This is a genomic window from Streptomyces sp. NBC_01788 (assembly GCF_035917575.1).
GTDB lineage: Bacteria > Actinomycetota > Actinomycetes > Streptomycetales > Streptomycetaceae > Streptomyces.
Window position 1 is genome coordinate 302,940 of the sequence record NZ_CP109090.1, and the last position, 21,278, is coordinate 324,217.

A 21,278-nucleotide genomic window follows, 5' to 3' on the forward strand; every position below is an offset into this window, starting at 1 on the left:
CACATTGCGGACGGCGGACGAGGGGATGGACAACCAGGTTTTCGTGACGCCGAGTTGGTAGGTTACCAGGATGCCCTCCTTCACCTCGACCCGCTCCACCTCCGGCCAGTCCAGGCGCCGGTCGAGGTGTCCGATCCCCACGGGATCGAGATGGACGAGTAAGAAGTCGATCCGCTCGCCCGCCTCCAGGCGGGCCGCGTCCTGGGACAGCCGCACCCGGGTGAACGCGGCGTCGAGGTCGTCGGCGAACCGGGCGAGACCCTTGTAGGAGTCGCTCACCACGATCGGGTCGCCCTCCTCGGGGATCACGGTGAGTGTGCGCCAGGTGGCGCCGGTGAGCCCGTTGGTCACCTTGGTCTCCTGCCGCGTGATGCCCTCGATCTCGTCCCACTCGTAGACCTCGGGCGCCCTCCCGGTGACCCACCGTACGAGCCCGCGCTCGTAGTGGGCGACCCAGATCTGAGGCTGGGTCCAGGCCCGTGCGACGAGCCGTCCGGCCAGGACGAGCGGTACCACTCCCAGGGCGAGGATCCCCGACGCGTTGTACCAGGCACCGCTGGTCCGCTGGTCCTCGACGGCGAGGGAGGTGCCGTACGCCAGCATGATCACACCGAACAGCACCATGGGCACCACGACAGCCCAGACGAGGCGTATCGGCTCGGTGTGCACGAGCCCGCGACGCCTGCCCAGTTCGCGGTCCCGCGCGACGTTCCGCATCGCGGGCGGTACGAAGCCAGCACCCTGATCCGGCATGAATCCCCCCAAGTTGTACTGGAGGGCCATTGCCGGGCGAGGGACCGCGCGTGTGAAGAGGGCGGTCCGTGCGGGGGGTACCGGCAGCTGAGCCCGCCGCAAGCCGGCTCCGGGTGTGCGTGTGTCGTCACGCGACATGCCGTGCTGCCCGGCGCCCGCATGGGAGCGGGTGCCGGGCAGACACCGGGTCATCGGTTCTTCGAGATGCTCAGTGTGAAGGTGGGGGTTCCGATGTCGGTCAGTGTGGTGGTGTTCGCCTTCAGGTAGGTGTCCAGGTACGGTGAGCGGTCGCCCTGGGTCGGTGCGTCGAACCGGGGGTCCTGTACCTCGAGGGAGAGCCGGGCGTCGGAGACGGTGACCGTCTTGCCCGAGGGGACGCTCTGCCAGCCGTTCGAGGTGATGGTTCCGAGCTGGACGCCCAGTTGGTGCCCTGGCTGGAAGGTCCAGTCCGTGGCCTTCAGAGCGAAGGACGTTGATCCACCGTTTTGCAGCTGGGCGACGTTCTCGTTGAACATGGTCGCCTTGCCGTCCGGGGCGATGTCCCACAGGCGTGCCCAGACGTTGCCCTGCCCGCTGGTCTTCAGCGTGATCTGCGGGCTGCCCGTGATCCGCACCTGCTCGGCGGCGGGCGTGGACCAGGTCCAGTAGCTGTTGGCGGGTGTATCAGCGCCGAGTGCGGTCAGCTGGTCGGTTGTCAGTGAGCCGGCCTCCGCGGCGTACTCGATGTCCCAGCCCTGCGACTGTTGCTGCGGCGTCGTCGGCAGGACGGTCTTGGGTGTCTTGCCGCCGTCGTCGACGTACTGTCCGGGTGCCAGCCGTACCTTGTACGCGTCGCTGGTCATCGGCCAGGTCGGCTGGGCGCGCCACTGGCCAAGGCTGTCCTCAAGGGAGAACGCGGGGTCGGTCACTGATGGCTTGATGCCGCGGAGGTACTGGTCGTAGAACCGCATGACCTCGTCGAACCAGCCTGCCCGTCCCATCTTGAGCTGGCCCTTGGCGTTGGTCTCGTTGCCGCGTACGTGTTCCCACTGACCGAGCCAACCGCGTTGCGGGCCCTGGTGGTTGGCCAGATACTTCTGCATCTCCTCGGGCTTGGTGTTGTCCTCGATGAAGCCCGAGGTGACGAACAGCGGTGTCTGGGATCCGGCCGCGCGAGAGGCGAAGTCGCGGGCTCGCCAGAACGACGACTTCGGGTCGGGGTTCTGGGTGTTGGTGAGGTTGTCGCTCTCGCACTCGGGGTGGTTCTTCTCGTATCCGGCGTTCGCCTTGTAGTGGTCGCTGTCGTCGGCCAGCGGCGCCATCGTCGCGATCGAGTAGTAACTCCGCGGGGTGCTGGTCACGTTGGAACGCGGTACCCCGTTGCTGTACAGGTAGTTGTACCTGTTCCACGTCGGTTCTTGGGAGACGATCGCCCTCAGAGGCTTGAGCTTGAGGGTGTTGGCCGCCAGGCCGGTGTTGGCGTCGTAGGACTTGCCGTACATGCCGACCTTGCCGGTCGACCACGGCCGGCTCGCCGCCCATTCGACGGCTGCCTTGATGTCCGCCTGCTCGCCGGGGCCGAGGAAGTCCAGGCAGCCGGTGCTGCCGCCGAAGCCACGCAGGTCGACCATCACGAAGGTGTATCCGCGTTCCATGAGCCGGGCGCCTTCGATGAAGTCCTGGAAGCGTGCCGAGGGTCCGACCTTGTCCCAGCCCGCGGGGGCGGTCTCTCCCGCGTGGGAGAAGTACGGGCCCACCGACAGGATCACCGGTGTCTTCGCGTTCGCCGGCAGGCCTGCCGGTCGCAGCACGTCGGCGTGCAGTTCGACTCCGCTGCCGTCCGAGGAGGGGAAGTAGTGCTGTGTCCAGAGCGCGCCCTGCGGGACGCGGTCGTTGTCCTCGTGGGTGACGGGGTCGTCGGCTGTGGCCTGCGGCCGGTCTTGTGCTGCGGTGGCGGACGCGGGTGTCGTGTCGGGTGCCGCGATGGCGGGTGTGGCGATGGCGGGTGTGGCGAGTGTGCCGGTCAGTGCGAGGGTGGTGAGGGCGGCTGAGGCGGCCCAGGGGGCCGTACGGCGTCTTTTCACTTGCTCCTCCCGGAGTTGTCGGTTACGGGGCGGTGCAGGTGGCGCGGTCGGGCAGCGGCCCCGGTCCCGCCGTCGACGGGTCGACGAAGGGCGGCCGCGCGCAAGCGGAATCTGGGTTCCCGGTGCGCGCCGGAGCCGACGGCGTGGGAGCCTATGATCGTCATTGACACGCGTCAACAGGGCAGTATGAGAACGGTGTTGCCGGTGCGTCATCTGGTACTGGTCGCGGTGGCTGATGGGGGCAGGTGAAGCGACGGGGCCGGGGCGGGCGGGGGTCCGGGGGGGTCGTCGTTGGTGACCGGTGCCCGGTCAGCGGCTTGGTCGGGGTTCGGTCGTCCGGCGCCCCTCCCCCACGGCGCGGTTGATGCTTGCACCGGTACATCTCACCGCCCATGCCCTGTGCCCCGACCCGGCGGCACTGCACGGCTACCTCACCGAACGCCTGGACACCCTGCAGGCGCTCCGCACCCTGGAGACCGCGCCTGTGCTCCGCACGCTCAAGATGGCCGGACCACTCCCGGCCACCGGTAAGCCGCCCACGCGCAGCCGCTAAGGGCTCGCAGAGAATCACCTCTCAGCGGGTGGCGACCCGGTCGTCGTACTTGATGCGGGTAAGGAAGAAGTCCCGGACGTCCTCGGCCAGCAGCTCCGGCACCTCCATCGCGGCGAAGTGGCCGCCGCGTTCGAACTCCGACCAGTGCCTGATGTCGTAGAGCCGCTCTGCCAGTGGTCGCACCGACTGCGTGATGTCGTGTGCGAACACCGCAACACCCATCGGCACCGGGCACGGCTGCTGGACCCCTCGCGGGGCATCGTGGTGGAACCGGGCCGAGGAGGCCGCTGTGGCGGTCAGCCAGTACAGCGAGATGTCGGTGAGCATCCGCTCGTCACTGACCGGCGTCTCGGGGTCGGTCCACTGCGCGAAGCGCTCGGCGATCCAGACCAGCTGGCCGACCGGCGAGTCGGTCAGCGCGTAGCCGATGGTCTGCGGGGTGAGGGCCTGCAGAGCCTGGTACGGCGGGCGATTCGCCATCAGCTGCCGGACCTTTTCCAACCGGGCTTCATCCGTTTCGGACAGTTCGATGCCGGCATCCGGAACCGGCCGGGTCGGCAGGTAGTTGACGTGCACCCCGACGACGTGCTCGGGCGCCACCGCGCCGAGCGCCGTGGAGATGCCCGCGCCGAAGTCGCCGCCCTGCGCGCCGTAGCGCTCGTACCCGAGACGGTGCATCAGCTCGGCCCAGGCCCGCGCGACCCGGGTGGCGTCCCAGCCGCGTTCGTGGGTCGGCCCGGAGAAGCCGTAACCAGGGATGGACGGAATCACCAGGTGGAAGTCGCGCGACAACGGCTCGATCACGTCGAGGAACTCCAGAAACGAGCCGGGCCAGCCGTGGGTGAGGACCAGCGCGAGCGCGTCCGGGTTCGCAGACCGGACATGGACGAAGTGGATGTTCTGGCCGTCGATCTCGGTGGTGAAGTGCGGAAGCTCGTTGAGCCTGGCCTCATGCGCACGCCAGTCAAAGCCGGTGCGCCAGTACTCGGCAAGCTCCTTGAGCCGCCCCAGTGGGAAGCCGTAGTCCCACCCGGCGTCGGCGACCTCGTTGGGCCAACGGGTGCGGGCGAGGCGGTCGGTCAAGTCGTCGAGGTCGGCCTGGGGAATGTCGATGCGGAACGGCTTGATCACGGTCTTCACTCCAAGGGAATTCGTTCGCAGCCCAAACGTTCGTAACACTAACGAAGCTAGACTGTTAGTGTCACTAACACAAGAGGTGGAGGATCCTCCGTGAGCCCAACCCCCGAACCCACCCCGGCCCGGCTGCGCGCCATCCCCAGCCGCCTGCTCGCCGGGGCCGCGGTCGTCGCCGACCGGCTCGTCAGCGAGCGCTTGGCCGCCGAGGGCGCTCGCAAGTGGCACTTCGCCGTGCTGGTCGCGCTCGCCGAGGCCGGTGCCGCCAGCCAGGCCGAACTCAGCCGCCGCACCGGCATCTACCGCAGCGACATGGTCGCCGTCCTCAACGAGCTTGCCGCCGCCGAATGCATCCGCCGCGAACCCGACCCCTCCGACCGCCGCCGCAACGTCATTACCCTCACCCCCACTGGCCGCCGCCGCCTGGAGCGCCTCGACACGCTCGTCTCCGACGCCCAGCGTGAACTCCTCGCCCCCCTCACCCCCGTCCAGCAGGATGAACTCACCCACCTGCTCACCACCCTGACCGAGCACCACCACCCTCCGCACCCCAGCCCATCCACCTGCGCCGTCCCGAGCCTCGCCCCCACCGTCGACGGCTCCTCGGGATAGTTCTTGCTGATGCCCGGCACGGACCTTCAGGTCGTGGAGGCACAGAGCGTGATCACGGGTTTTCGCCGTTCGGTGGCGGCGCAAGCCCATACGGTCCGTGGACACCGACCCCGACCGCTCTCACATTCGGCAGGAGTTGAGCGTCACGCCGGTGGGCGGGTGAGTTTGGCGGCCACGGCGTCGAGGACCCAGTCCAGGCCGGTCGCGAAGGATGTTTCGGCGTCCACGTCCGTGCCGTCGTACACGGCCTTGGCCAGCGCCGGGAAGCGGCCCGTGGCCAACATTCTCGTCACATGCGGGCCGGAGGCGCGCTGCCAGTCGCGCTTGGACAGGCCCGTGGCGCGTTCGGCCGTCAGGTTCGCGATCTCGCGCCTGATCGCGCCGGTGAAGTAGGCGCTGACAGTCTCCACGGCGCGCATGACGGTGTCGATGTCGGCGTGGCCGTCGAGGGCGGCCAGCGTGGCCTCGGTCACGGCGAGGCCGTTCGGGCCCAGGGTCGGGCGGCCGCCGAGCAGGTCGGCCAGCCATTCGTGGCGGAGGGCGGTCTGTCTGGTGCGGTGGGCGAGGATGCGCAGCTCCTCCCGCCAGTCACCGGGCTGTTCCTCGGGGACGATCTCGGCCTGGACCTCGTCCACCATGAGGTCGAACAGCTCCTGCTTGGTGGAGATGTATCCGTACAGCCGCATCGGGCCGGCGTTCAGCCGGGCGGCGACCTTGCGCAACGACACCGCTTCCAGCCCGCCCTCGTCGGCCAGCGCGATGGCGGCGGCGACGATCCGCTCCCGGTCGAGCGGCACGGGGCGAGTCGGCGGCTCCGGCCGGTCCCACACAGTCATGGTCACACCGTTCCGTTGCGATGCATCGTATTGGAGAAATACAGTGTATCGCCATGAGACATCGTATCGCCGTGGTCGGGAGCGGCCCTGCCGGCCTTACCTTCGCCCGTGTCCTGCACCGCCATGGCTACCCCGTCGCCGTCTTCGAACGCGATCCCGCCCCCGACGCCCGCCCCCCGGGCGGCACGCTGGACCTGCACGAAGGGCTGGGCCAACTCGCGGTGGACAAGGCGGGGCTGCTGGCGGAGTTCCAGGCGCTGTCTCGCCCCGAGGGGCAGGGCATGCGCATCCTGGACGCGGACGGGACCGTCCTGCGCGACTGGCGACCCCGTCCGGAGGACCGAGCCAATCCCGAGATCGACCGCGGGCAACTCCGTGACCTGCTGCTCGGCCCTCTCGACGTCCAGTGGGGTCGGGGCGTGACACAGGTGGTACCGGGGACCCGGGATGGCGTACTGGTCCATTTCGCGGACGGGCGACAGGAGACGTTCGACCTCGTGGTCGGCGCGGACGGCGCCTGGTCCCGGATCCGCCCGGCAGTCTCGCCGGTGACGCCGCACTACACCGGCGTCACCTTGGTCGAAACCTCTCTCGACGACGTCGACACCCGCCACCCTGACCTCGCCCGGCTGGTCGGCGACGGGTGCGTGGCTGTGTACGGCGTGAACCGGACTCTCGTCGCCCAGCGCAACAGCGGCGGGCACGCCAAGGTGTACGCCCAGTTCCGCGCGCCGCTGGACTGGCACTCACACCTGGACCTGGCTGACGTCGAGGCCGTGCGATCGAGTCTGCTGGCCCTGTTCCACGGCTGGGCCGCTCCCGTCCTCGACCTCCTCCGCCACGGCACCGTTTTCGTCCACCGCCCCCTCCACGTCCTGCCCGTGTCCCACACCTGGAACCACGTCCCCGGGGTGACGCTACTGGGCGACGCCGCCCATCTGATGCCCCCGTTGGGGGCGGGCGCGAACCTGGCGATGCTGGAAGGCGCCGAACTCGCCGAGTCCATCGCCACCGGCCCAGGAGATCTGGACGAGGCCGTCCGCGCCTTCGAGGAGCAGATGTGGGCACGGGCCGGCAGGTGGGCGAAGATCACGACGGCCGGTCTGGAGCGTCTCGTGAGCCCGGACCCCGCCGAAGCCCTCGCCCTCTTCGACCAAGTCCAGCCGTCCTGACTGCCCGCTACCGCCGAAATCCGGTCCGCTCCTCCTCGGGGGCGTAGCTCCCACAACTTGTCGGGCACCAGCTGCTGCACCACCTCCCGGGCGAGTTCGGGGGTCAGTGGGTGGTCGGGGCCGCCTGCGTGGGGGTGAATCCGTGCGGGCCCGCGGTGTCGAATGCCTGCCGGTCGAGCGTCGGGCCGGTGAGCGGTACCTCGATCTCGACGACCGGCTGTTCCGGGGCGCCGACCTGGGGCACCGTGCCCGTTGCGGTGCCCGTGGTGGCCGCGACCACCGCCGCCGGGGCGCCACCCCGGCGCCGGACCGTACCGGGGACGAGCGGCCGACCGCCGGCGTGCAGGGCGACGGCCGTCAGGGGCAGCGCCAGCAGGAGCAGTCCGGCGCCCAGGACCAGGCCCATCGCCGAGTAGCCGGCGCTCGCCGACAGCAGGCTTCCGGCGAGCGGACCGCACGCGGTGCCCAGCGAGGACGCGGATCCGGCCAGCACTGCCCAGCGGCCGCGCGCATCGAGTGAGGCCGCCAGCCCGATGAGGTAGGACAGGACGATCGGGTAGACGGTGTTCCAGGCGATCTCGCCGGTCGCGAACGACGGCAGGTCGTCGGCCGAGGCGCTGACCGCGATGCAGCAGGCGATCAGTGCGGTGCCCGCCCCGATCGGCACTGCCCGCCCGAGCCGCGCGCCGAGCGCGCTCGCGCCGATGACGCCCAGCAGCCCGGCGCCCAGAGCTGCGGCGAAGACCGCGCCGACGGTGACCTCGCTCAGTCCTGCCTGGTGCAGGCCGATACGGCTGCTCACGCCCCACAGTGAGTTCTGCGCCATGGACCAGAACAGCATCGAGCCCGCCAGGACCAGCCCCGCGCGGCGGTAGGGCAGCGTGCCGCGCGGCGCCGCCGTGTGGCCGGGCGCCACGGCGCCGGCGAGTCGGCCCGTCGTCGGCCACACCAGCAGCGCGGTCAGGGCGAGCGCGGCGAACGGCAGCCCATGTCCCGTGCCGAGGTGAGGGATTGTCAGGTAGACGGTGCCGGCGAGCGCTGAGACGCTCAGCAGCCCGAAGGTCGAGGTGCGGTGCGGGTCGCGCTGGGCCGCGATGCCCGACGCGGCGACCGTGGTGGCCGTGCCCGAGCCGAAACCGCCCGCCATCGCCCCGGCGACCACCACCGGCACACTGTCCGACAGGGCCGCGCAGCCGTAGCCGAGCGCCGCGAGCAGCAGCCCGGTCCGGGCCAGGCGTCGCGGCCCGAACCGCTCTACGCGGGCCGCGAGCGTGAAGCCCGCCGCGGCCGAACTCAGCAGCAGGGCACTGCCGACAAGCCCTGCCTGCGCGGGTCCGAGACCGAGCCGGTCGCCGAGGCGGCCGACGACGGTGGGCAGCAGATAAGGCGCGAGATAGCCCGCCGTGAAGAGAGCGACGAGGGGCCAGGAGGAACCACGCGAGTGCGCGGGCGCGAGGGAGGACACGGGCGTTCCCAGGGCATACGGAAGCGGCAAGGTGGGGGGTGAAGAAGGGAGGGGGCGACCGTCGATGGACAGGAACGCGGGGCAATTTGTATCAAGTGCGGGCATGCGCAAGAAAGCCACGGCGATGTGATCTGCGTCATATTGCGTTTGGGGTGGAGGGTTCCGGGCAGAAGTGACGCCCCGTCTGCTTCAGTGGGGTGTGTTTGCGCAGGTCAGCGACGGTCCGGAGGCAAGGTGGGGGGCGCGGCCCGCGTCCGCGCAAGGGACCAGCATCCAGCGAGACATCTGCCCAGGCCTCGCGGAAACGGCAGGCTGATGCGGTCGCCCGGCCTGCCGTGGACCGCGTCCAGCAGGTCGACGGCGATTACGTTCTGGTGGAATTCGCCTGCGCGTCAGCGCCCGGTCTCGTCGCGGCGGCAATACAGGAAGAGGTGAGGCTCGGGCCCGGCGCCGGGGTGGTCCGGTGTGAAGGCCGTGCTGTGCCGGAACAGCACCGTCAGGCCGGCCGCCTCCACCATGCCGACGACGTCCTCCTCCGCGAAGCTCGTGGCGCGGACCGGCCGGCCCATGAAGAGCACCTCGACGTCCTCCACGTCCGCGGGCACGGTGGCCAGCACCAGATGCCCGCCGGGCCTCAGGGCCTGGGCCAGCCGCAGCGTCAGAGCCGACTGCTCGGCGCGGGTCATCTGCAGCAGTGAGAAGAACACGCACACGCCGTCGAACGAGTCCGCCTCGATCGGGAGCTCACGGATGTCATCGCAGCGGAACTCGGCCTCGGGGACCTGCCGGGCGGCGAGTTCGACCATGACGGGAGAGACGTCGACGCCCAGCACCGAGTGCCCTGCCGCGATGAGCGCGGCCGCGGTGGGGCGCCCGGTGCCGCTGCCCACGTCCAGTGTTCGCGCGGCGGGTGGCAGCCGCTCGGTCAGCCACTCCAACGCGGACAGGTGCGCGGGTGCATGAGCGAACGCCTTCTCGTAGGCGGGGCCCAGCGCGTCGAACAGCGCGGCGGCAGCCGGCGGTTGGTCTTCGTGCCTCACGTCGGTGTCCCTCCGCTCGCCGGGGCCTGCATCGTCGCACCCGCCCGATGGGTGCCACAACAGCAGCCCAGTGCGAGTCCCGGCCGGGCCGGGCAGAGACCCGTACCCAGCGGTCGCAAGGCTCAGGTTCGGCGTGGGCGTACTCACCCACGGTCGCCTCACGCTCTGCCCTCGCGGATGGCCTGCCTGTTGCTGGTGTCAGTCCGCCAGCGCCGCCGCAGTGGCGCGGGCGAAGCCTTCCGGGTTGTCCAGCATGATGTTGTGCCCGCAGTCCGGGACCGGGACCACGGCCACCCCGGCTTCGGTGAGCGCACCGGTGCCCGGCAGCGGGCCGTCGGCCTCGGGCAGCAGGTAGGTGCGGGGAATCTTCAGGTCCCCCCGACGCCGCCGGGCGGATCACCGAGCAGACGACGCCGGCGGAGGGGACTCCGGCCGTCGCGCAGCCGTTCTTCGCGTCTCTCCAGGCGGACGCGCGGCCCGCGTGACAGCGGTGCTCCGATGCCCGGCAGGGTGTCCGGGCCGGCATCCTGCGTGCGGCGCGGCGTGTCTCGTCCGGGGAAGATCACCAGCAGCGCGCCCAGCGTCAGCCCCAGTGCGGGCAGTGTGGGAAACCGGCCATCGGGTGCGAAGCCCTGCACGGCGAAGCGGGACAGGGCGGCCACGGCCAGGGGCAGACCGAGCCACAGCGGCCAGGAGCGCCGCAGGTCGGCATCGGCGCAGGCCCGCTCGTACACCGTCGCCAATCCGCTTTGCAACGGCCGTAGCGCGACCGCGACTCCGGCGAGCACGATGCCCAGTGCCAGCAGCCACGGCACGCGCAGCGCCCACCAGGCCAGGGAGCCGAGTGCGGGCTCGGGGGCGAGCCCGGTGAGGTAGAACGCCGCCGCGACGATCAGCACCGGCAGCATGTGCCACAGGTACAGGGTCATGCTCGCACCACCCACACGGCGCACCACGCGCCACACCCGCTCGCGGGCCGGCAACCGCCGTGCCGTGGGCGCGACGAGCAGGCACAGGCCCACCTGGGCCACCGCCCATGCCAGCATGGCTGCCGACGGCGGATCGGTGTTGCTGGGGATCTGCCCGGTGACCAGAATCAGGCTGACCGGGAACGGTCCGAGGGCGACCAGACCCGCGAAGGCCAGTCCGCCGCCCGCCGCCATCGCGGCGGGCACCCGCCGACGCCCGGTCAGCAGGCCGTCCCGCCAGCAGAAGCCGAGCTGGTAGGCGACTCCCCACACGAGTACGTAATTGAGCATTCCGACGTACGGGACGTGCGCGGTCAGCATGAGCGTGTCGGCCACCAGGGCGGCCGCACTCAAGGCCACCGGAACGCGGAGTCCCCATCGTCGGTGTGCTGTGTGCAGCACTGGCGTCAGCGCGCTGAGGAGCAGGTAGACGGGGAGGAACCAGAACTGCATCGCCATCGCCCACCCCACCAGGGCGAGAGTGCCGGGGGCCACTTCGAGCGCCGAGGAGATCCCGACGGCGGTCAGCACGAGAGCGCTGTAGACACCGGTCGGAAGCAGCAGCCGCACGGCCCGCCGCCGCACCCATCCTGCGGCCGTACCACCCACCTCACGGGCGCGCGCCCACGAGCCGCCCGCGGAGTAGCCGCCTGCCAGGAAGAACAGCGGCATGATCTGGAACACCAGGGTCAGCCACTGGGTCCAGGGGAGAACCGCCAGCAACTCCGGTGCGGTGATCTCCGCTCCGTCCCGCCCCCGGGCCAAGGCGGTGATCAGCCAATGGCCGAACACCACCAGCACAATCGCCCACGCGCGCAGGAAATCGACGTAGCGGTCTCGGCTCATGCGCACTCATACTGCCCCGAGTGCGGGGGCAAGGACCGCTCGAAGCCCGGGCCGCAACCAATCCGTTGCCGGCTCTACACCCTCGGCGTGGATCGGCCCCACGTACCTGCGGTACCCGCGAGGTACTTCCCTGGTAATTCGATGGGAAAGCCAGGGATACGGGATGCGCTACGGCTGATTCACGCTCCCGGATGGCGAGTTCGCGGGCCCACAGTCCCGGCACGACCAGGTCGACCGGGTCATCGCGCGCTCCGCGGCCCCGGTGCGGCGATCATCTCCCGGAGAGTCGCCCGCGACACTCCCCGGCGCTCGGCCGGGGTCCGCGCGGTCGGCAGCGCCGAACCGCGCGGATACCCGCCGCAGCCTGACCGCGGTCGCCGACTGCTCCACGCACGACTCGAAGGCGTGATGCGAACGCACCGGCCGCAGCAAGGTCTCTCCCAGATCGGGACCCATCGCATGCCCAACGGGGGCCGCGGGCGTCACGACCTCACAGCTTCTCCAGGTTGTCACGACTGGTCATGAAGTGCTTGCGGCCGCCCGCGTACCACGACACCAGCGCGAACAGACCGACCACGGCCACCGCGATCGGCGCATAGTTGAAGCTGTCCACGTTGACCGGCCGGGTCGGCGGCAGCACGAACAGCACGCAGATGACGACGACCCACACGATCGCGACCCAGCCGACCAGGCTGCTCCACTTGCCCAGGTGCCACGGCCCAGGAACGAACTCGTTGCCGCGCAGACGGCGCAGCAGCACCGGCGTGACATAGGCGATGTAAAGGCCGATCACCGCGATCGAGGTCACCGCCAGGTATGCCGTGGTGTTGAACAGCGCCGGCACCGTCAGGATCGCCGAGAGCGTCACACAGAACCAGATCGAGTTCGTGGGCGTCCCGGTGCGCGGGTTGACCTTGGCCCAGATCCTCGACCCGGGAAGGGCGTTGTCGCGCGAGAAGGCGTAGCTCATCCGGGAGTTGGCGGTCACCGAGGCCATCCCGCAGAAGAACTGCGCCGCACACACGATGAACAGCAGGAACTTCGCCGTGCCCGGACTGTTCAGCGAGTCCAGGAAGACCTGCGCCGGCGGCAGGCCGGTACTCGACGCGGCCAACTTGTCCAGCCCCGCGGAACTCTTGTCCTGGATCGACGCGGTGATGGAGTAGAGCAGGATGAAACCGCCGATGACCGAGATCACCACGCTCATCACGATCCCGCGCGGCGCGCTGCGGGCCGCTCCCCTGGTCTCCTCCGCCACATGGGCCGACGCGTCGTACCCGGTGTAGGTGTACTGCGCCATCAGCAGGCCCATGAGGAAGACGTAGATGCCGGAGGTCCAGCCGGTGGCGTTGTGCCAGCCCGTCAGCGTCCACCCGGCGGACTGGTGGTGCTCGGGCAGCGCCCACAGCACGGCGACGATGACCAGGACGCCCACCACGTGCCACCAGGCGGAGACGTTCGACAGGAACGCGACGAGCTTCACGCCGAACGTGTTGAGAAGCGCGTGCACAAGAATGATCGCGAGGAACAGCAGGAAAGTACCGCCGGCAGTGACCTCGGTGCCCCAGACGAGGTTCATGAACGCCATCCAGGTCGTGGCGCACCCGAAGTCGATCGCGGCGGTCACGGCGACCTCGCCCATGAAGTTGAACCAGCCCACGAACCAGGCCCAGGCACGCTTGTTGTTCCTGGCAAGCTCACCGGCCCAGAAGTAGAGACCACCCGCGGTGGGGTAGCGCGAACACACCTCGGCCATGGCCAGCGCCACACACGTCACGAAGACACCGACCACCGCCCAGCCGAGCACGATGGTCGACGGACCCCCCGACTTCAGCGCGATCCCGTACGACGTGATGCAGCCCGCCAGGATCGAAATGATCGAGAACGACACGGCGAAGTTCGAAAACGCGGACATACCGCGATGAAGTTCCTGCTTGTAGCCCATCTCCGCGAGACGGGCAGCATCCTCGTCCAGCTCTATCTCTGGCTGGACTTCTTCTTGCGCAGACATCCGCGACTCCTCATCGACGAGGGAAGAGGCGAACAAAGTGGCGCAGGACACACCGGTTGTCAATGGCCTGGTCTCAAACCTTTTCCGGCCGCGGCACACCGGCTCGACCGGGCCGCCGGGGAGGCATCCTTGCCTCGAACCCTGCTGACGTGCTGGAACGGACCCGGCGGCGGTCCGCGACCGGGAGTATCTGACGGAGCATCAGCCGAAAAGAGAGAAGCCGGCACCCGGCGCTCGCCAGCCTCGATGCCGGGATGAACTCGGGCGGGCCGCCGTCGGCGGCCCGCCCGAGAGTGTGCGTGTGCTGGGTGTACGGGATGTCAGTCGGGCAGGCGGTCGATCAGCCAGCTGCCGAGTTGCTCCGTGACGGCCGTATGAGCGGTCGTGTCGGAGGAGCAGATGAAGTCGTCGACATCGCTGTCCGACGGGTCGAGTGCGTCGATGTCCGCGTACAGATCCTTCTGCGCGTCGATGTCGCGGATGGAGACGGCGCTGACCGAGGGCACGAAGCACACCTCTTCGTGGCGCAGGTCGACCTTGGCACCGAACTTCTTCAGCGTGTCGGCGAGGATCCCGTAGGTGCGGAGGGTGCCGCCGGGGGCACCGTCGAACTCCGGGAAGCCCGAGGTCTTGATCGTCTTCTCGGCCTTGGGGAACCGCCGCTTCAGCTCGGCGACGATGACGTCCTTGCCCTGGGCCTGGGTGTAGAAGGTGGTGCCGGGGTAGATGCGCTCGACCTTCAGCGCGGTGTCGCCGGGCGGCACGGACGGGCCGGTGCCGTCGCCGCGGCCGTTGGCGAGCGCGAGGATGCGCGGGATACGGGGCCAGTTGCCGACCTCCGCCAGCCTCTGGAGGAACTCCGTTCGCTCCGGCGCGATACCGATCTCGCCGCTCTTGGGGTCGTAGTGCCGCCAGAGCATCTGCCGGGCGGCCGGGCTGTTCATCTGCCGGGCGAAGTCGTTGGTGCCGGAGATGAAGTGGGCGAACGCCTGGACGCCGACCGGGATGACGGCGCCGCGGTGCGGGCTGTCCCAGGAGAAGCACATGCCGGTGCGGTGGTCCATCCCCTCCGACTCCAGCTCGGCAAGGGCGTAGCGGATGACCACGCCGCCCATGCTGAAGCCGCCCACCACCAGCCTGGCGTCGCCGAGCTGCTCGGCCTGCGTGCGCATGATGCACGCCTTCGCCGCCTGGGCGTTGTCCAGGAGGGAGGCGCTGCGCTCCTCAAAGCCGAGCAGGATGACGTCACGGTCGCGGCGGCGCAGCTCGCTGAGCAAGGGGTAGTCGCGATCGAGGCCGGCGTAGAGCCACTTCAGGTCGCTGCGGCCGAGGTTGAAGCCGTCGGCCATGATCACCGGCCGCGTGATCCCTTGGTGGCGCTCGCCGTAGAAGACGTGCGCGAAGCCGTTCGGCAGCTGCCACTTCTCGTCCGGCTCCGGTACCGGGTAGGGCAGCTCGATTGGGGGCGTGGAACTCAGGGGGGTGGGGAGGGTGAGCTCTCCGACGCTCTGCTCGGCCTTCTCGTCCTGCTGTTCGGACACAGCCGGTCTCCTATTCGGATCCGCGCAGGGCGCAGCAGCCCGGCGGACCCGGGCTGGGAGGCTGCGAACGGCGCGAAGATCGCGACCATTTTCAGCACACCGGCCACCGTTTCCCGGGACGCCGCTCCCTGTATCCCTCGTACGAAGACACCCCTGGAGGCAGGCATTTGGAGCGGACTGCTGCCCGACGGGCCGAGCGGGTGCCGCCCGGCGGATTCGGGTCATGGCGGCGCGTCGGGCACGAAGACGATCCGGTCAGGCGGACGCCGAGGCCGAGACCGCTCCCATCTCCTCCTCGAGTGTGATACGGGAGGTGACGCCCGTTACCTCCGCGGCGAAGGCGGCGGAATTCGGACTCAGTCGCGGAGTCGAAGCGTTGGCCAAATGTTGAACTTGCAAGCATTAATCAAGTCGGCCTAACGTGTCGTCATCCCTTTCCGCCCCTCTAGAACGGTCCGTGCGCGGACCGGAACCAAACCGTAGGAGCCCCCCACATGACCGCGCGCCTCAACCTTGCCAAGCCATACGTCGTCGGACTGTTCCGCATCGTCTTAGGCCTGCTCTTCACCTGCCACGGAGCCGCCTCGCTCTTCGGCGTCCTCGGTGGCGCGGCCGGCACCAAGGGCGGCACCGTCCCGACCGGTGCCTGGCCGTTCTGGTACGCCGCCCTGATCGAACTCGTCGCCGGCGCCCTGGTGCTGCTCGGACTCGGCACCCGCGGTGCCGCGTTCCTGGCGTCCGGGTCGATGGCGTACGCGTACTTCGACGTGCACCAGCCGTCCGCCCTGTGGCCGATCCAGAACGGCGGGGAGCTGTCGGTGATGTTCTGCTGGTCCTTCCTGCTGCTGGTCTTCACCGGTTCCGGCGCGTTCGGCCTCGACCGGCTCATAGCCTCCCGGCCCACCGCCGGGCATGAGACCGAGCCGTCCTCGGAGCCCGTCACGGCCTGAGCCCGCACGCACACCACGTGTGCGTGCTGTTCCACGCCTCGCGCGACCTCCGCTCCACTGCCGGTCCGCCTCGGCTGCTACCACCAACTCGTGGATCGGTGCCGAGAGGAAAGCGCGGAGGGCGTACCTTCCCGGTGATCCTTCGAGGGTCTCCGAGTGTGCCCGCGTTGCAGCGCGGGTCGGGAAGGTACGCCCGTTCTCGTTCACGCGGGCGCCCTCATCGATAGCGGCCACCTCATCGGGCGCCCCTGGGGCCGCAGTGGCGTGATCGGCATCAACCAACGTGCGAATTGCGCAGGTTGATAGGTTCAGTTCGACTTGAGCGATCACGATTGAAGGAGCGGAACGTGACCGGTGCGGCCGGACACGCCGGTCGAGTTGTTCACCGAGTGGTTGCTCGAGGCGTTGAGCGCCGGGGTGCGGGAGCCGCATGCCATGACGCTGGCAACGGCGGATGCCAACGGTGATCCGGCCGCCCGCGTACTCATTCTCAAGGATGTGAGCCCCGAAGGCTGGCAGTTCGCATCGGACACGGGCAGCCCCAAGGGCCGCGACCTCGCCGCCCGCCCCTATGCGGCGCTGACCTTCTACTGGGCGCCGCTCGCCCGTCAGGTCCGAGTGCGCGGACCGGTCGTACGGCAGAGCCCTGAACTGAGCGCCGCGGACTTCCTCGTCCGCGGCGCGGGGGCTCGGGCGGAAACCCTGCTCGGTCGGCAATCGCAACCGCTCGCGGACCTTGCCGAGCGGGATGCGCAGGTGGAGGCGTCGCTCACGCGGGTAGAGAGCGAGCCGGACCTCGTGGCGCCAGGCTGGACGCTGTACTCGGTGCGCCCGGAGTCGGTGGAGTTCTGGCAGGGCGACAAAGAGCGTCGTCATACACGGCTCATCTACGTGCCGTCCCGCGACGGGTGGACCAAGCACATGCTGTGGCCCTGATCCACAACCATTGGCAACGTCTCTGCCCCGACCGGCGCCAAGCGGAAGCCGGGTGAGGGTTGAGCGTGTGGGTCGAAGATGGAGTGGAGCGTGGCTCGGCGCAGGGTCCGTCACCGGTGCTGCGGGCGCCATTCGAAGAGCAGGATGGTCGCGTCGTCCCGCAGTCGGTTGCGCTGGTGGTCGAGGATGGCGTGGATGAGTAGCCGTAGCACCTCGGCCGGGCGCTGGCCGGCGGCGGAGGAGCGGATGATGAAGTCGGTGAACCGGTCGAGGCCGAACTCCGCACCGTCCATGTCGCGGGCCTCGACGACACCGTCGGTGTAGAGCAGCACGCTGTCGCCCGGTTCCAGTTTCGTCTCGTGGACCTGCCGGGCTGCCGGGGCGAGTTGCCCGGCCAGGCCGATCGGCGGCTGCGGGGAGCTGTCCAGCGCCCCGTCGAGCACCCGCTCGGCACGGATCAGCAGCGGCGGCGGGTGACCGCAATTGACCCAGCGCAGCACCCCGGTCTCCGCGTCGAGCCGGCACAGCACGCCGGTGCAGAACTGGTCGGGAAGCCACCGGGCGAGCGCCTCGTCGACGGAGCCGACGACGTCGGCCAGGTCGCAACCGCCGCGGCGGGCGTTCCTCGCCGCCGCCATGGCGACCGACGCGGTCAGGCCGGAGGTCAGATCGTGCCCCATGGAGTCGAGGATCAGGGTGTGCAGCACGTCCTTGACCACCGAGTGGTCGAAGGCGTCGCCTGCGACGTCGTAGGCCGGTTCCAGGACCGCGGTGGAGACGCACCTGCTGCTGCCGATGGTGCGGGGCGGCAGGAAGGCCCGCAGCATCTCGGTGGGCAACTGCATGGTCGCGGTGCGGGTACGGGCGGCGAGCCAGTCGCTGTAGGCGCGCTTGGAGGTGATCAGCATGGCGAACAGATGGGCCAGCATCCGGCTGCGGCGCATACACGCCCCGTCGAGCGTGGCCGTCCGCACCGCCAGCACGCCCAGCCGCTCCGCACCGTCGACCAGAGGCATCCAGATGATCACGCCGTCGTCGGCGTGGGCCACCCGCGGTGAGACGGTGCGGTACGCCCAGCCGGCCGGAGAGTCGGCCATCGGCAGCGGCTCCAAGGTCTCGTCGAGTGGGATGAGCAGCCGTTGTTGCAGGTCGACGAGGTGGATCAGAGCGGTGTCCAGGCCGAGGGCCGAGGCGCACCGGTTCGCCAGGGCGGGCAGTTCGACGGGCAGGGCCGTCTGCGCCTCGATGATCAGCTCTTCCAGCCGATTCTCATCGACGGCGGTGTCGGTACCGGCGGACGTATGCGGTGGGTCCGACACGGAGATCACCCCTTCCGTGCCCAGTCTCGCACCGATCCCGACCTCCCTCGCGTGAGACCCCACCGGGTCAGGAACGGGTGGCGGAGTCACTGTCGGGGCAGAGCGGGAAAAGCTGGCCGAGACCCACGACGGGCAGAATGCGCAGAGTGTTGGCCGGGACCGCGGCGAGTGCGGTGTCCGCGTGGGCGGCCTGGGCATGGTTTCGGACGGCTATGAGGGCGGTGAGGCCGCTGGAGTCGCAGAATTCCATGCCGGCCAGGTCCAGGACGAGGCGCCGGCCGGGTTGGAGAGCGATCGCGGTGAGCAGTTCACCCAGCTCGCCTGCGCTGGCATGGTCGAGTTCGCCGCGGATCTCCCACCACCGTCCGCCCCTGCGGGTTGCCGGTGACGGTGACATTGTTCCTGCGACCGATATCCATACCGCCAGTCTCGCAGGCTGAGGCCGCTGCCTCAGCGCGGCCCGGATCACCCCACGCCCCACCCGCCGCATGCGTGGCCCAGTACGCCGCCGAAGGGGCCCAACCGCGGCGCCGCTGCTAGGACATGGCGAAGCGCCCCTGATGGCAGGGGCGCTTCGCCGGACTGTTTTCTGAGCGTCACCAGGTGAGGGCATCGTCCATCGACTGCTGCCAGTACGTGACGTTGAGCGAGTCGTCGATGTAGACGCCCGTCGCGGGCAGCGACGGGTGGGCGCCGGCGCCCACACTCTCGTTGCCGGACGGGCCGTGGAAGTAGACGGTCAGCGACTTCTCGGTGCGGCCGTGTGAGCCGCTGCCGTCGGCGGCGGACAGGTTCACGGAGGCGTAGCCGGACTCCCCCGGGCCGAGCGTGACGACGGCCTGCGGCTGGGAGTCCTTCAGGACGGGCGGCACGGCCTGGGCCTCGCCGAAACGCAGCGCCGGGTAGGTGTAGAGGTAACAGGGCTTGCTGCCGGTGTTGGTGACGGTCAGCAGCATGTGGTTCACCGGGCGGTTCAGCGGAGCCGCGACGGTCTTGGTGTTGGAGCCCTCACAGGTGACCGGCTTGCCGGAGGAGACCGGAGGCTTCGTGGCGGGGGCGTTCGTGGCGGGAGCGTTCGCCGCCGGCTTCGAACCGGCGGGCACGGGCTGCGCGGCGGAGGAGGACGAGGACGACGCGGGCGAACCGTCTGCGGGCGCCTCGGACGCCGGGACGCTTTCGGAAGGCGACGCGGCCGTGGACGAGCCCACCGAGCCCTCGTCGTTGACGCCCGCTCCGTCGTTGCACGCGGTCAGGGAGAGCGCGGAGAGAACGACGATGGCGGCGGCGCGGGCGAGACGGGTACGGGAGGTTCGGATGGCGGACATGTGGCTGTGTGCCCCTTCGCTGTTCGGGTGGGTGTGCTGCTTGGATGGCTGGAGCTTGTGGGGTGATCCGTCCCAACCGCCAGGCACGATGGGAAGTTAGGGACGCTGGAACACCGAAACATGCTTTGACCAGGGGGAATACGGTGTCCTTGGAACGCACGAATGGGACACGGGGAGACGGAGGAACGGGTGGCAGGGGCTGCGGGATCCGGGAGGACGGACGAGTTCGCGACACTGCTGCGGGAGCTCAAGGACCGCTCGGGACTGAGCTACGGGGCGCTGGCCAAACGGCTGCACATGAGCACGTCCACGCTGCACCGCTACTGCAACGGGACCGCGGTGCCCAACGACTACGCGCCGGTGGAGCGCCTCGCACGGGTGTGCCGGGCGACGCCGCAGGAACTCGTGGAACTGCACAGGCGCTGGATCCTGGCCGACGCGGCACGGGGACGCAGAGCAGACCAGACCGCGGCGGAACGAGAGCGGGCGACACGGGCGGGGGCGGGCGGCACCACCGCGGGTTCGCCTCCGGCGGGGGATGCGTCCGAGGGGGCCGATTCGGCCGGGACCGCTCCCGCCGCCGTTTCGCCGCACCCGGTGGACACCGGCTCGGCGGCGGATTCGGCGGCGCGGGTGAGCGCGGCTTTCCTGACGGACCCGGGCTCGGCAGCGCCGTCGGGCTCAGCCGTCGCCCCGGCCCCCGGAACGGACTCGTCCCGCGCCGCGGCCTCGTACGGACCGGGCGAGGACGGTGAGCCGCGTGAGCCAAGTGAGCCGCGTGAGCCAAGTGAGCCGCGTGAGCCAAGTGAGCCGGTTGTAGTCGACGTGACGCCTGGGCGCGCGCTGCCACGGCGTCGTGCCGCGCTCCTCGCCTCCGCCGCGGTGGCCGCCTCCGTGGTGGCCGTGGTGCTCGTCGTGCATGCGTCATCGGACGGAGACAGGAGCGACGCGCCGAACCAGCAGGCAGCCGGCGCCTCCACGATCGGTGGCACGGCCGACGCGAAGGAGCCGGCCCCTTCCCCGGCCACGAGCGGGCAGAGCCGCACGCCCTCCGCATCGTCCTCCGCCTCCGCCACCGGGCCCGGCAGGGTCGGCTCCGGCGCCTCGCAGGACGGCGGCAAGCAAGGCGCGGCCAAGCCCACGGGCGCCACCCGCGCCGTTCCGCTCACCGTCGGCACCCGCCCCTACGTCTACGACAGTCCGTGCAGCCAGCACTTCCTCGTCGACAGCGAACCCGAGCAGGTCGGCCCGCCCGCGAACGAGCAGGACGCCCCGCGCTGGGCCGCCGCGTACGGTGCGGTCTCCTCGGGCGAACAGCGGGTCGCCCTCACCGTCCAGGGCACCGGCCAGGACACCGTCGTCCTGGAGGCGCTGCACATGCGCGTCGTCACCAAGGGCGTGCCGCTCGCCTGGAACGACTACTCGATGGGCGTCGGCTGCGGCGGCGGCGTCGACACCAAGTCGTTCGACGTCGACCTGGACAAGGGCAGTCCCACGGTGACCGTCAAGGCCGGCCAGCGCGACTTCCCGTACAAGGTCAGCGAGTCCGACCCCGAGGTCTTCTACGTCACCGCGCACACCAAGGCGCACGACGTCCGCTGGGACCTCACCCTGGACTGGTCCAGCGGCAGCCGCCACGGCACCGTGCACATCGACAACAACGGCACACCGTTCCGCACCAGCGCCGACGTCGGTCGTCCCGGCTACGACTACCCACTGGGCGGCAGCGACTGGATCGAACGGGAGAGCTGACG

Annotated in this window: 17 protein-coding genes and 2 pseudogenes; 6 read left to right on the forward strand and 13 right to left on the reverse strand. The window is 70.0% G+C overall.

The genetic code is table 11. The annotated features are described in order from the left end of the window. Positions 1 to 15 precede the first annotated feature (15 nt). Positions 16 to 945, reverse strand: a pseudogene (locus OIE49_RS01520) (DUF6585 family protein); the annotation flags it as partial. Beyond that, the gene (locus OIE49_RS01525) at positions 942 to 2,816 is read right to left on the reverse strand and encodes a CocE/NonD family hydrolase (RefSeq protein WP_326800693.1); all 1,875 of its coding nucleotides are present in this window, start codon (positions 2,814 to 2,816) and stop codon (positions 942 to 944) included. The pseudogene OIE49_RS01520 and the gene OIE49_RS01525, both read right to left, overlap by 4 nt. Before the next feature lie 364 nt (positions 2,817 to 3,180). On the opposite strand from OIE49_RS01525, the gene OIE49_RS01530 reads away from it, so the two are divergent. Continuing rightward, entirely contained in the window at positions 3,181 to 3,369 is a 189-nt protein-coding gene (locus OIE49_RS01530; protein WP_326800694.1) for a hypothetical protein, read from the forward strand. A 21-nt stretch (positions 3,370 to 3,390) separates the two neighbouring features. Here the strand turns inward: OIE49_RS01530 and OIE49_RS01535 are convergent, their stop codons facing one another. Next, a complete protein-coding gene (locus OIE49_RS01535; protein WP_326800695.1) occupies positions 3,391 to 4,500 on the reverse strand; it encodes an epoxide hydrolase family protein in 1,110 nt (369 codons plus the stop codon). Positions 4,501 to 4,599: 99 nt separating this feature from the next. Here OIE49_RS01535 and OIE49_RS01540 point away from each other — a divergent pair, with 99 nt between their 5' ends. Next, a complete protein-coding gene (locus tag OIE49_RS01540; RefSeq protein WP_326800696.1) occupies positions 4,600 to 5,115 on the forward strand; it encodes a MarR family winged helix-turn-helix transcriptional regulator in 516 nt (171 codons plus the stop codon). A 143-nt stretch (positions 5,116 to 5,258) separates the two neighbouring features. On the opposite strand, the gene OIE49_RS01545 is transcribed toward OIE49_RS01540, so the two are convergent. Beyond that, entirely contained in the window at positions 5,259 to 5,951 is a 693-nt protein-coding gene (locus tag OIE49_RS01545; RefSeq protein ID WP_326800697.1) for a TetR/AcrR family transcriptional regulator, read from the reverse strand. Between the two features lie 53 nt (positions 5,952 to 6,004). Between OIE49_RS01545 and OIE49_RS01550 the strand changes: the two genes are divergently transcribed. Beyond that, positions 6,005 to 7,123, forward strand: coding sequence for an FAD-dependent oxidoreductase (locus tag OIE49_RS01550; protein ID WP_326800698.1), 1,119 nt, complete (start codon positions 6,005 to 6,007; stop codon positions 7,121 to 7,123). Positions 7,124 to 7,226: 103 nt separating this feature from the next. On the opposite strand, the gene OIE49_RS01555 is transcribed toward OIE49_RS01550, so the two are convergent. The 6 genes and pseudogenes from OIE49_RS01555 to OIE49_RS01580 all read right to left on the reverse strand — a co-directional run bounded on the left by OIE49_RS01555 (position 7,227) and on the right by OIE49_RS01580 (position 14,994). After that, positions 7,227 to 8,588 (reverse strand): MFS transporter, encoded by a 1,362-nt coding sequence (locus tag OIE49_RS01555; protein ID WP_326800699.1) that lies wholly within the window; start codon positions 8,586 to 8,588, stop codon positions 7,227 to 7,229. Positions 8,589 to 8,980: 392 nt separating this feature from the next. Beyond that, positions 8,981 to 9,628, reverse strand: a complete 648-nt coding sequence (locus tag OIE49_RS01560; RefSeq protein WP_326800700.1) for a class I SAM-dependent methyltransferase — start codon at positions 9,626 to 9,628, stop codon at positions 8,981 to 8,983. 198 nt (positions 9,629 to 9,826) lie between these two features. Next, positions 9,827 to 10,003, reverse strand: a pseudogene (locus OIE49_RS01565) (alpha/beta fold hydrolase); the annotation flags it as partial. Then, a complete protein-coding gene (locus tag OIE49_RS01570) occupies positions 9,997 to 11,442 on the reverse strand; it encodes an acyltransferase family protein (protein ID WP_326800701.1) in 1,446 nt (481 codons plus the stop codon). The pseudogene OIE49_RS01565 and the gene OIE49_RS01570, both read right to left, overlap by 7 nt. Before the next feature lie 490 nt (positions 11,443 to 11,932). Then, positions 11,933 to 13,453, reverse strand: a complete 1,521-nt coding sequence (locus OIE49_RS01575) for an amino acid permease (RefSeq protein ID WP_100568679.1) — start codon at positions 13,451 to 13,453, stop codon at positions 11,933 to 11,935. Positions 13,454 to 13,773: 320 nt separating this feature from the next. After that, a complete protein-coding gene (locus tag OIE49_RS01580; RefSeq protein WP_326800702.1) occupies positions 13,774 to 14,994 on the reverse strand; it encodes an esterase/lipase family protein in 1,221 nt (406 codons plus the stop codon). A gap of 494 nt (positions 14,995 to 15,488) precedes the next feature. On the opposite strand from OIE49_RS01580, the gene OIE49_RS01585 reads away from it, so the two are divergent. Together OIE49_RS01585 and OIE49_RS01590 are read left to right on the forward strand one after the other, a co-directional pair. Further along, positions 15,489 to 15,944: a DoxX family protein gene (locus OIE49_RS01585; RefSeq protein ID WP_100568680.1), complete on the forward strand. Its 456-nt coding sequence runs from the start codon at positions 15,489 to 15,491 to the stop codon at positions 15,942 to 15,944. A gap of 354 nt (positions 15,945 to 16,298) precedes the next feature. Then, entirely contained in the window at positions 16,299 to 16,880 is a 582-nt protein-coding gene (locus tag OIE49_RS01590) for a pyridoxine/pyridoxamine 5'-phosphate oxidase (RefSeq protein WP_326800703.1), read from the forward strand. A 110-nt stretch (positions 16,881 to 16,990) separates the two neighbouring features. On the opposite strand, the gene OIE49_RS01595 is transcribed toward OIE49_RS01590, so the two are convergent. The 3 genes from OIE49_RS01595 to OIE49_RS01605 form a co-directional block, all read right to left on the reverse strand. Then, entirely contained in the window at positions 16,991 to 18,208 is a 1,218-nt protein-coding gene (locus OIE49_RS01595) for a PP2C family protein-serine/threonine phosphatase (protein ID WP_401739606.1), read from the reverse strand. A gap of 58 nt (positions 18,209 to 18,266) precedes the next feature. Further along, positions 18,267 to 18,596, reverse strand: a complete 330-nt coding sequence (locus tag OIE49_RS01600) for an STAS domain-containing protein (protein WP_326800705.1) — start codon at positions 18,594 to 18,596, stop codon at positions 18,267 to 18,269. Positions 18,597 to 18,795: 199 nt separating this feature from the next. After that, the gene (locus tag OIE49_RS01605; protein ID WP_326800706.1) at positions 18,796 to 19,524 is read right to left on the reverse strand and encodes a DUF4232 domain-containing protein; all 729 of its coding nucleotides are present in this window, start codon (positions 19,522 to 19,524) and stop codon (positions 18,796 to 18,798) included. 189 nt (positions 19,525 to 19,713) lie between these two features. On the opposite strand from OIE49_RS01605, the gene OIE49_RS01610 reads away from it, so the two are divergent. Continuing rightward, positions 19,714 to 21,276: a helix-turn-helix domain-containing protein gene (locus tag OIE49_RS01610; protein ID WP_442812191.1), complete on the forward strand. Its 1,563-nt coding sequence runs from the start codon at positions 19,714 to 19,716 to the stop codon at positions 21,274 to 21,276. The last annotated feature ends 2 nt before the right edge of the window (positions 21,277 to 21,278 follow it).

What these genes read in the sequence shown, in the direction of transcription:
- OIE49_RS01605 (WP_326800706.1), bottom strand. Translation starts at nt 19,524, where the DNA reads ATGTCCGCCATCCGAACCTCCCGTACCCGTCTCGCCCGCGCCGCCGCC.
- OIE49_RS01570 (WP_326800701.1), bottom strand. Translation starts at nt 11,442, where the DNA reads ATGAGCCGAGACCGCTACGTCGATTTCCTGCGCGCGTGGGCGATTGTG.
- OIE49_RS01585 (WP_100568680.1), top strand. Translation starts at nt 15,489, where the DNA reads ATGACCGCGCGCCTCAACCTTGCCAAGCCATACGTCGTCGGACTGTTC.
- OIE49_RS01550 (WP_326800698.1), top strand. Translation starts at nt 6,005, where the DNA reads ATGAGACATCGTATCGCCGTGGTCGGGAGCGGCCCTGCCGGCCTTACC.
- OIE49_RS01575 (WP_100568679.1), bottom strand. Translation starts at nt 13,453, where the DNA reads ATGTCTGCGCAAGAAGAAGTCCAGCCAGAGATAGAGCTGGACGAGGAT.
- OIE49_RS01545 (WP_326800697.1), bottom strand. Translation starts at nt 5,951, where the DNA reads ATGACTGTGTGGGACCGGCCGGAGCCGCCGACTCGCCCCGTGCCGCTC.
- OIE49_RS01600 (WP_326800705.1), bottom strand. Translation starts at nt 18,596, where the DNA reads ATGTCACCGTCACCGGCAACCCGCAGGGGCGGACGGTGGTGGGAGATC.
- OIE49_RS01530 (WP_326800694.1), top strand. Translation starts at nt 3,181, where the DNA reads ATGCTTGCACCGGTACATCTCACCGCCCATGCCCTGTGCCCCGACCCG.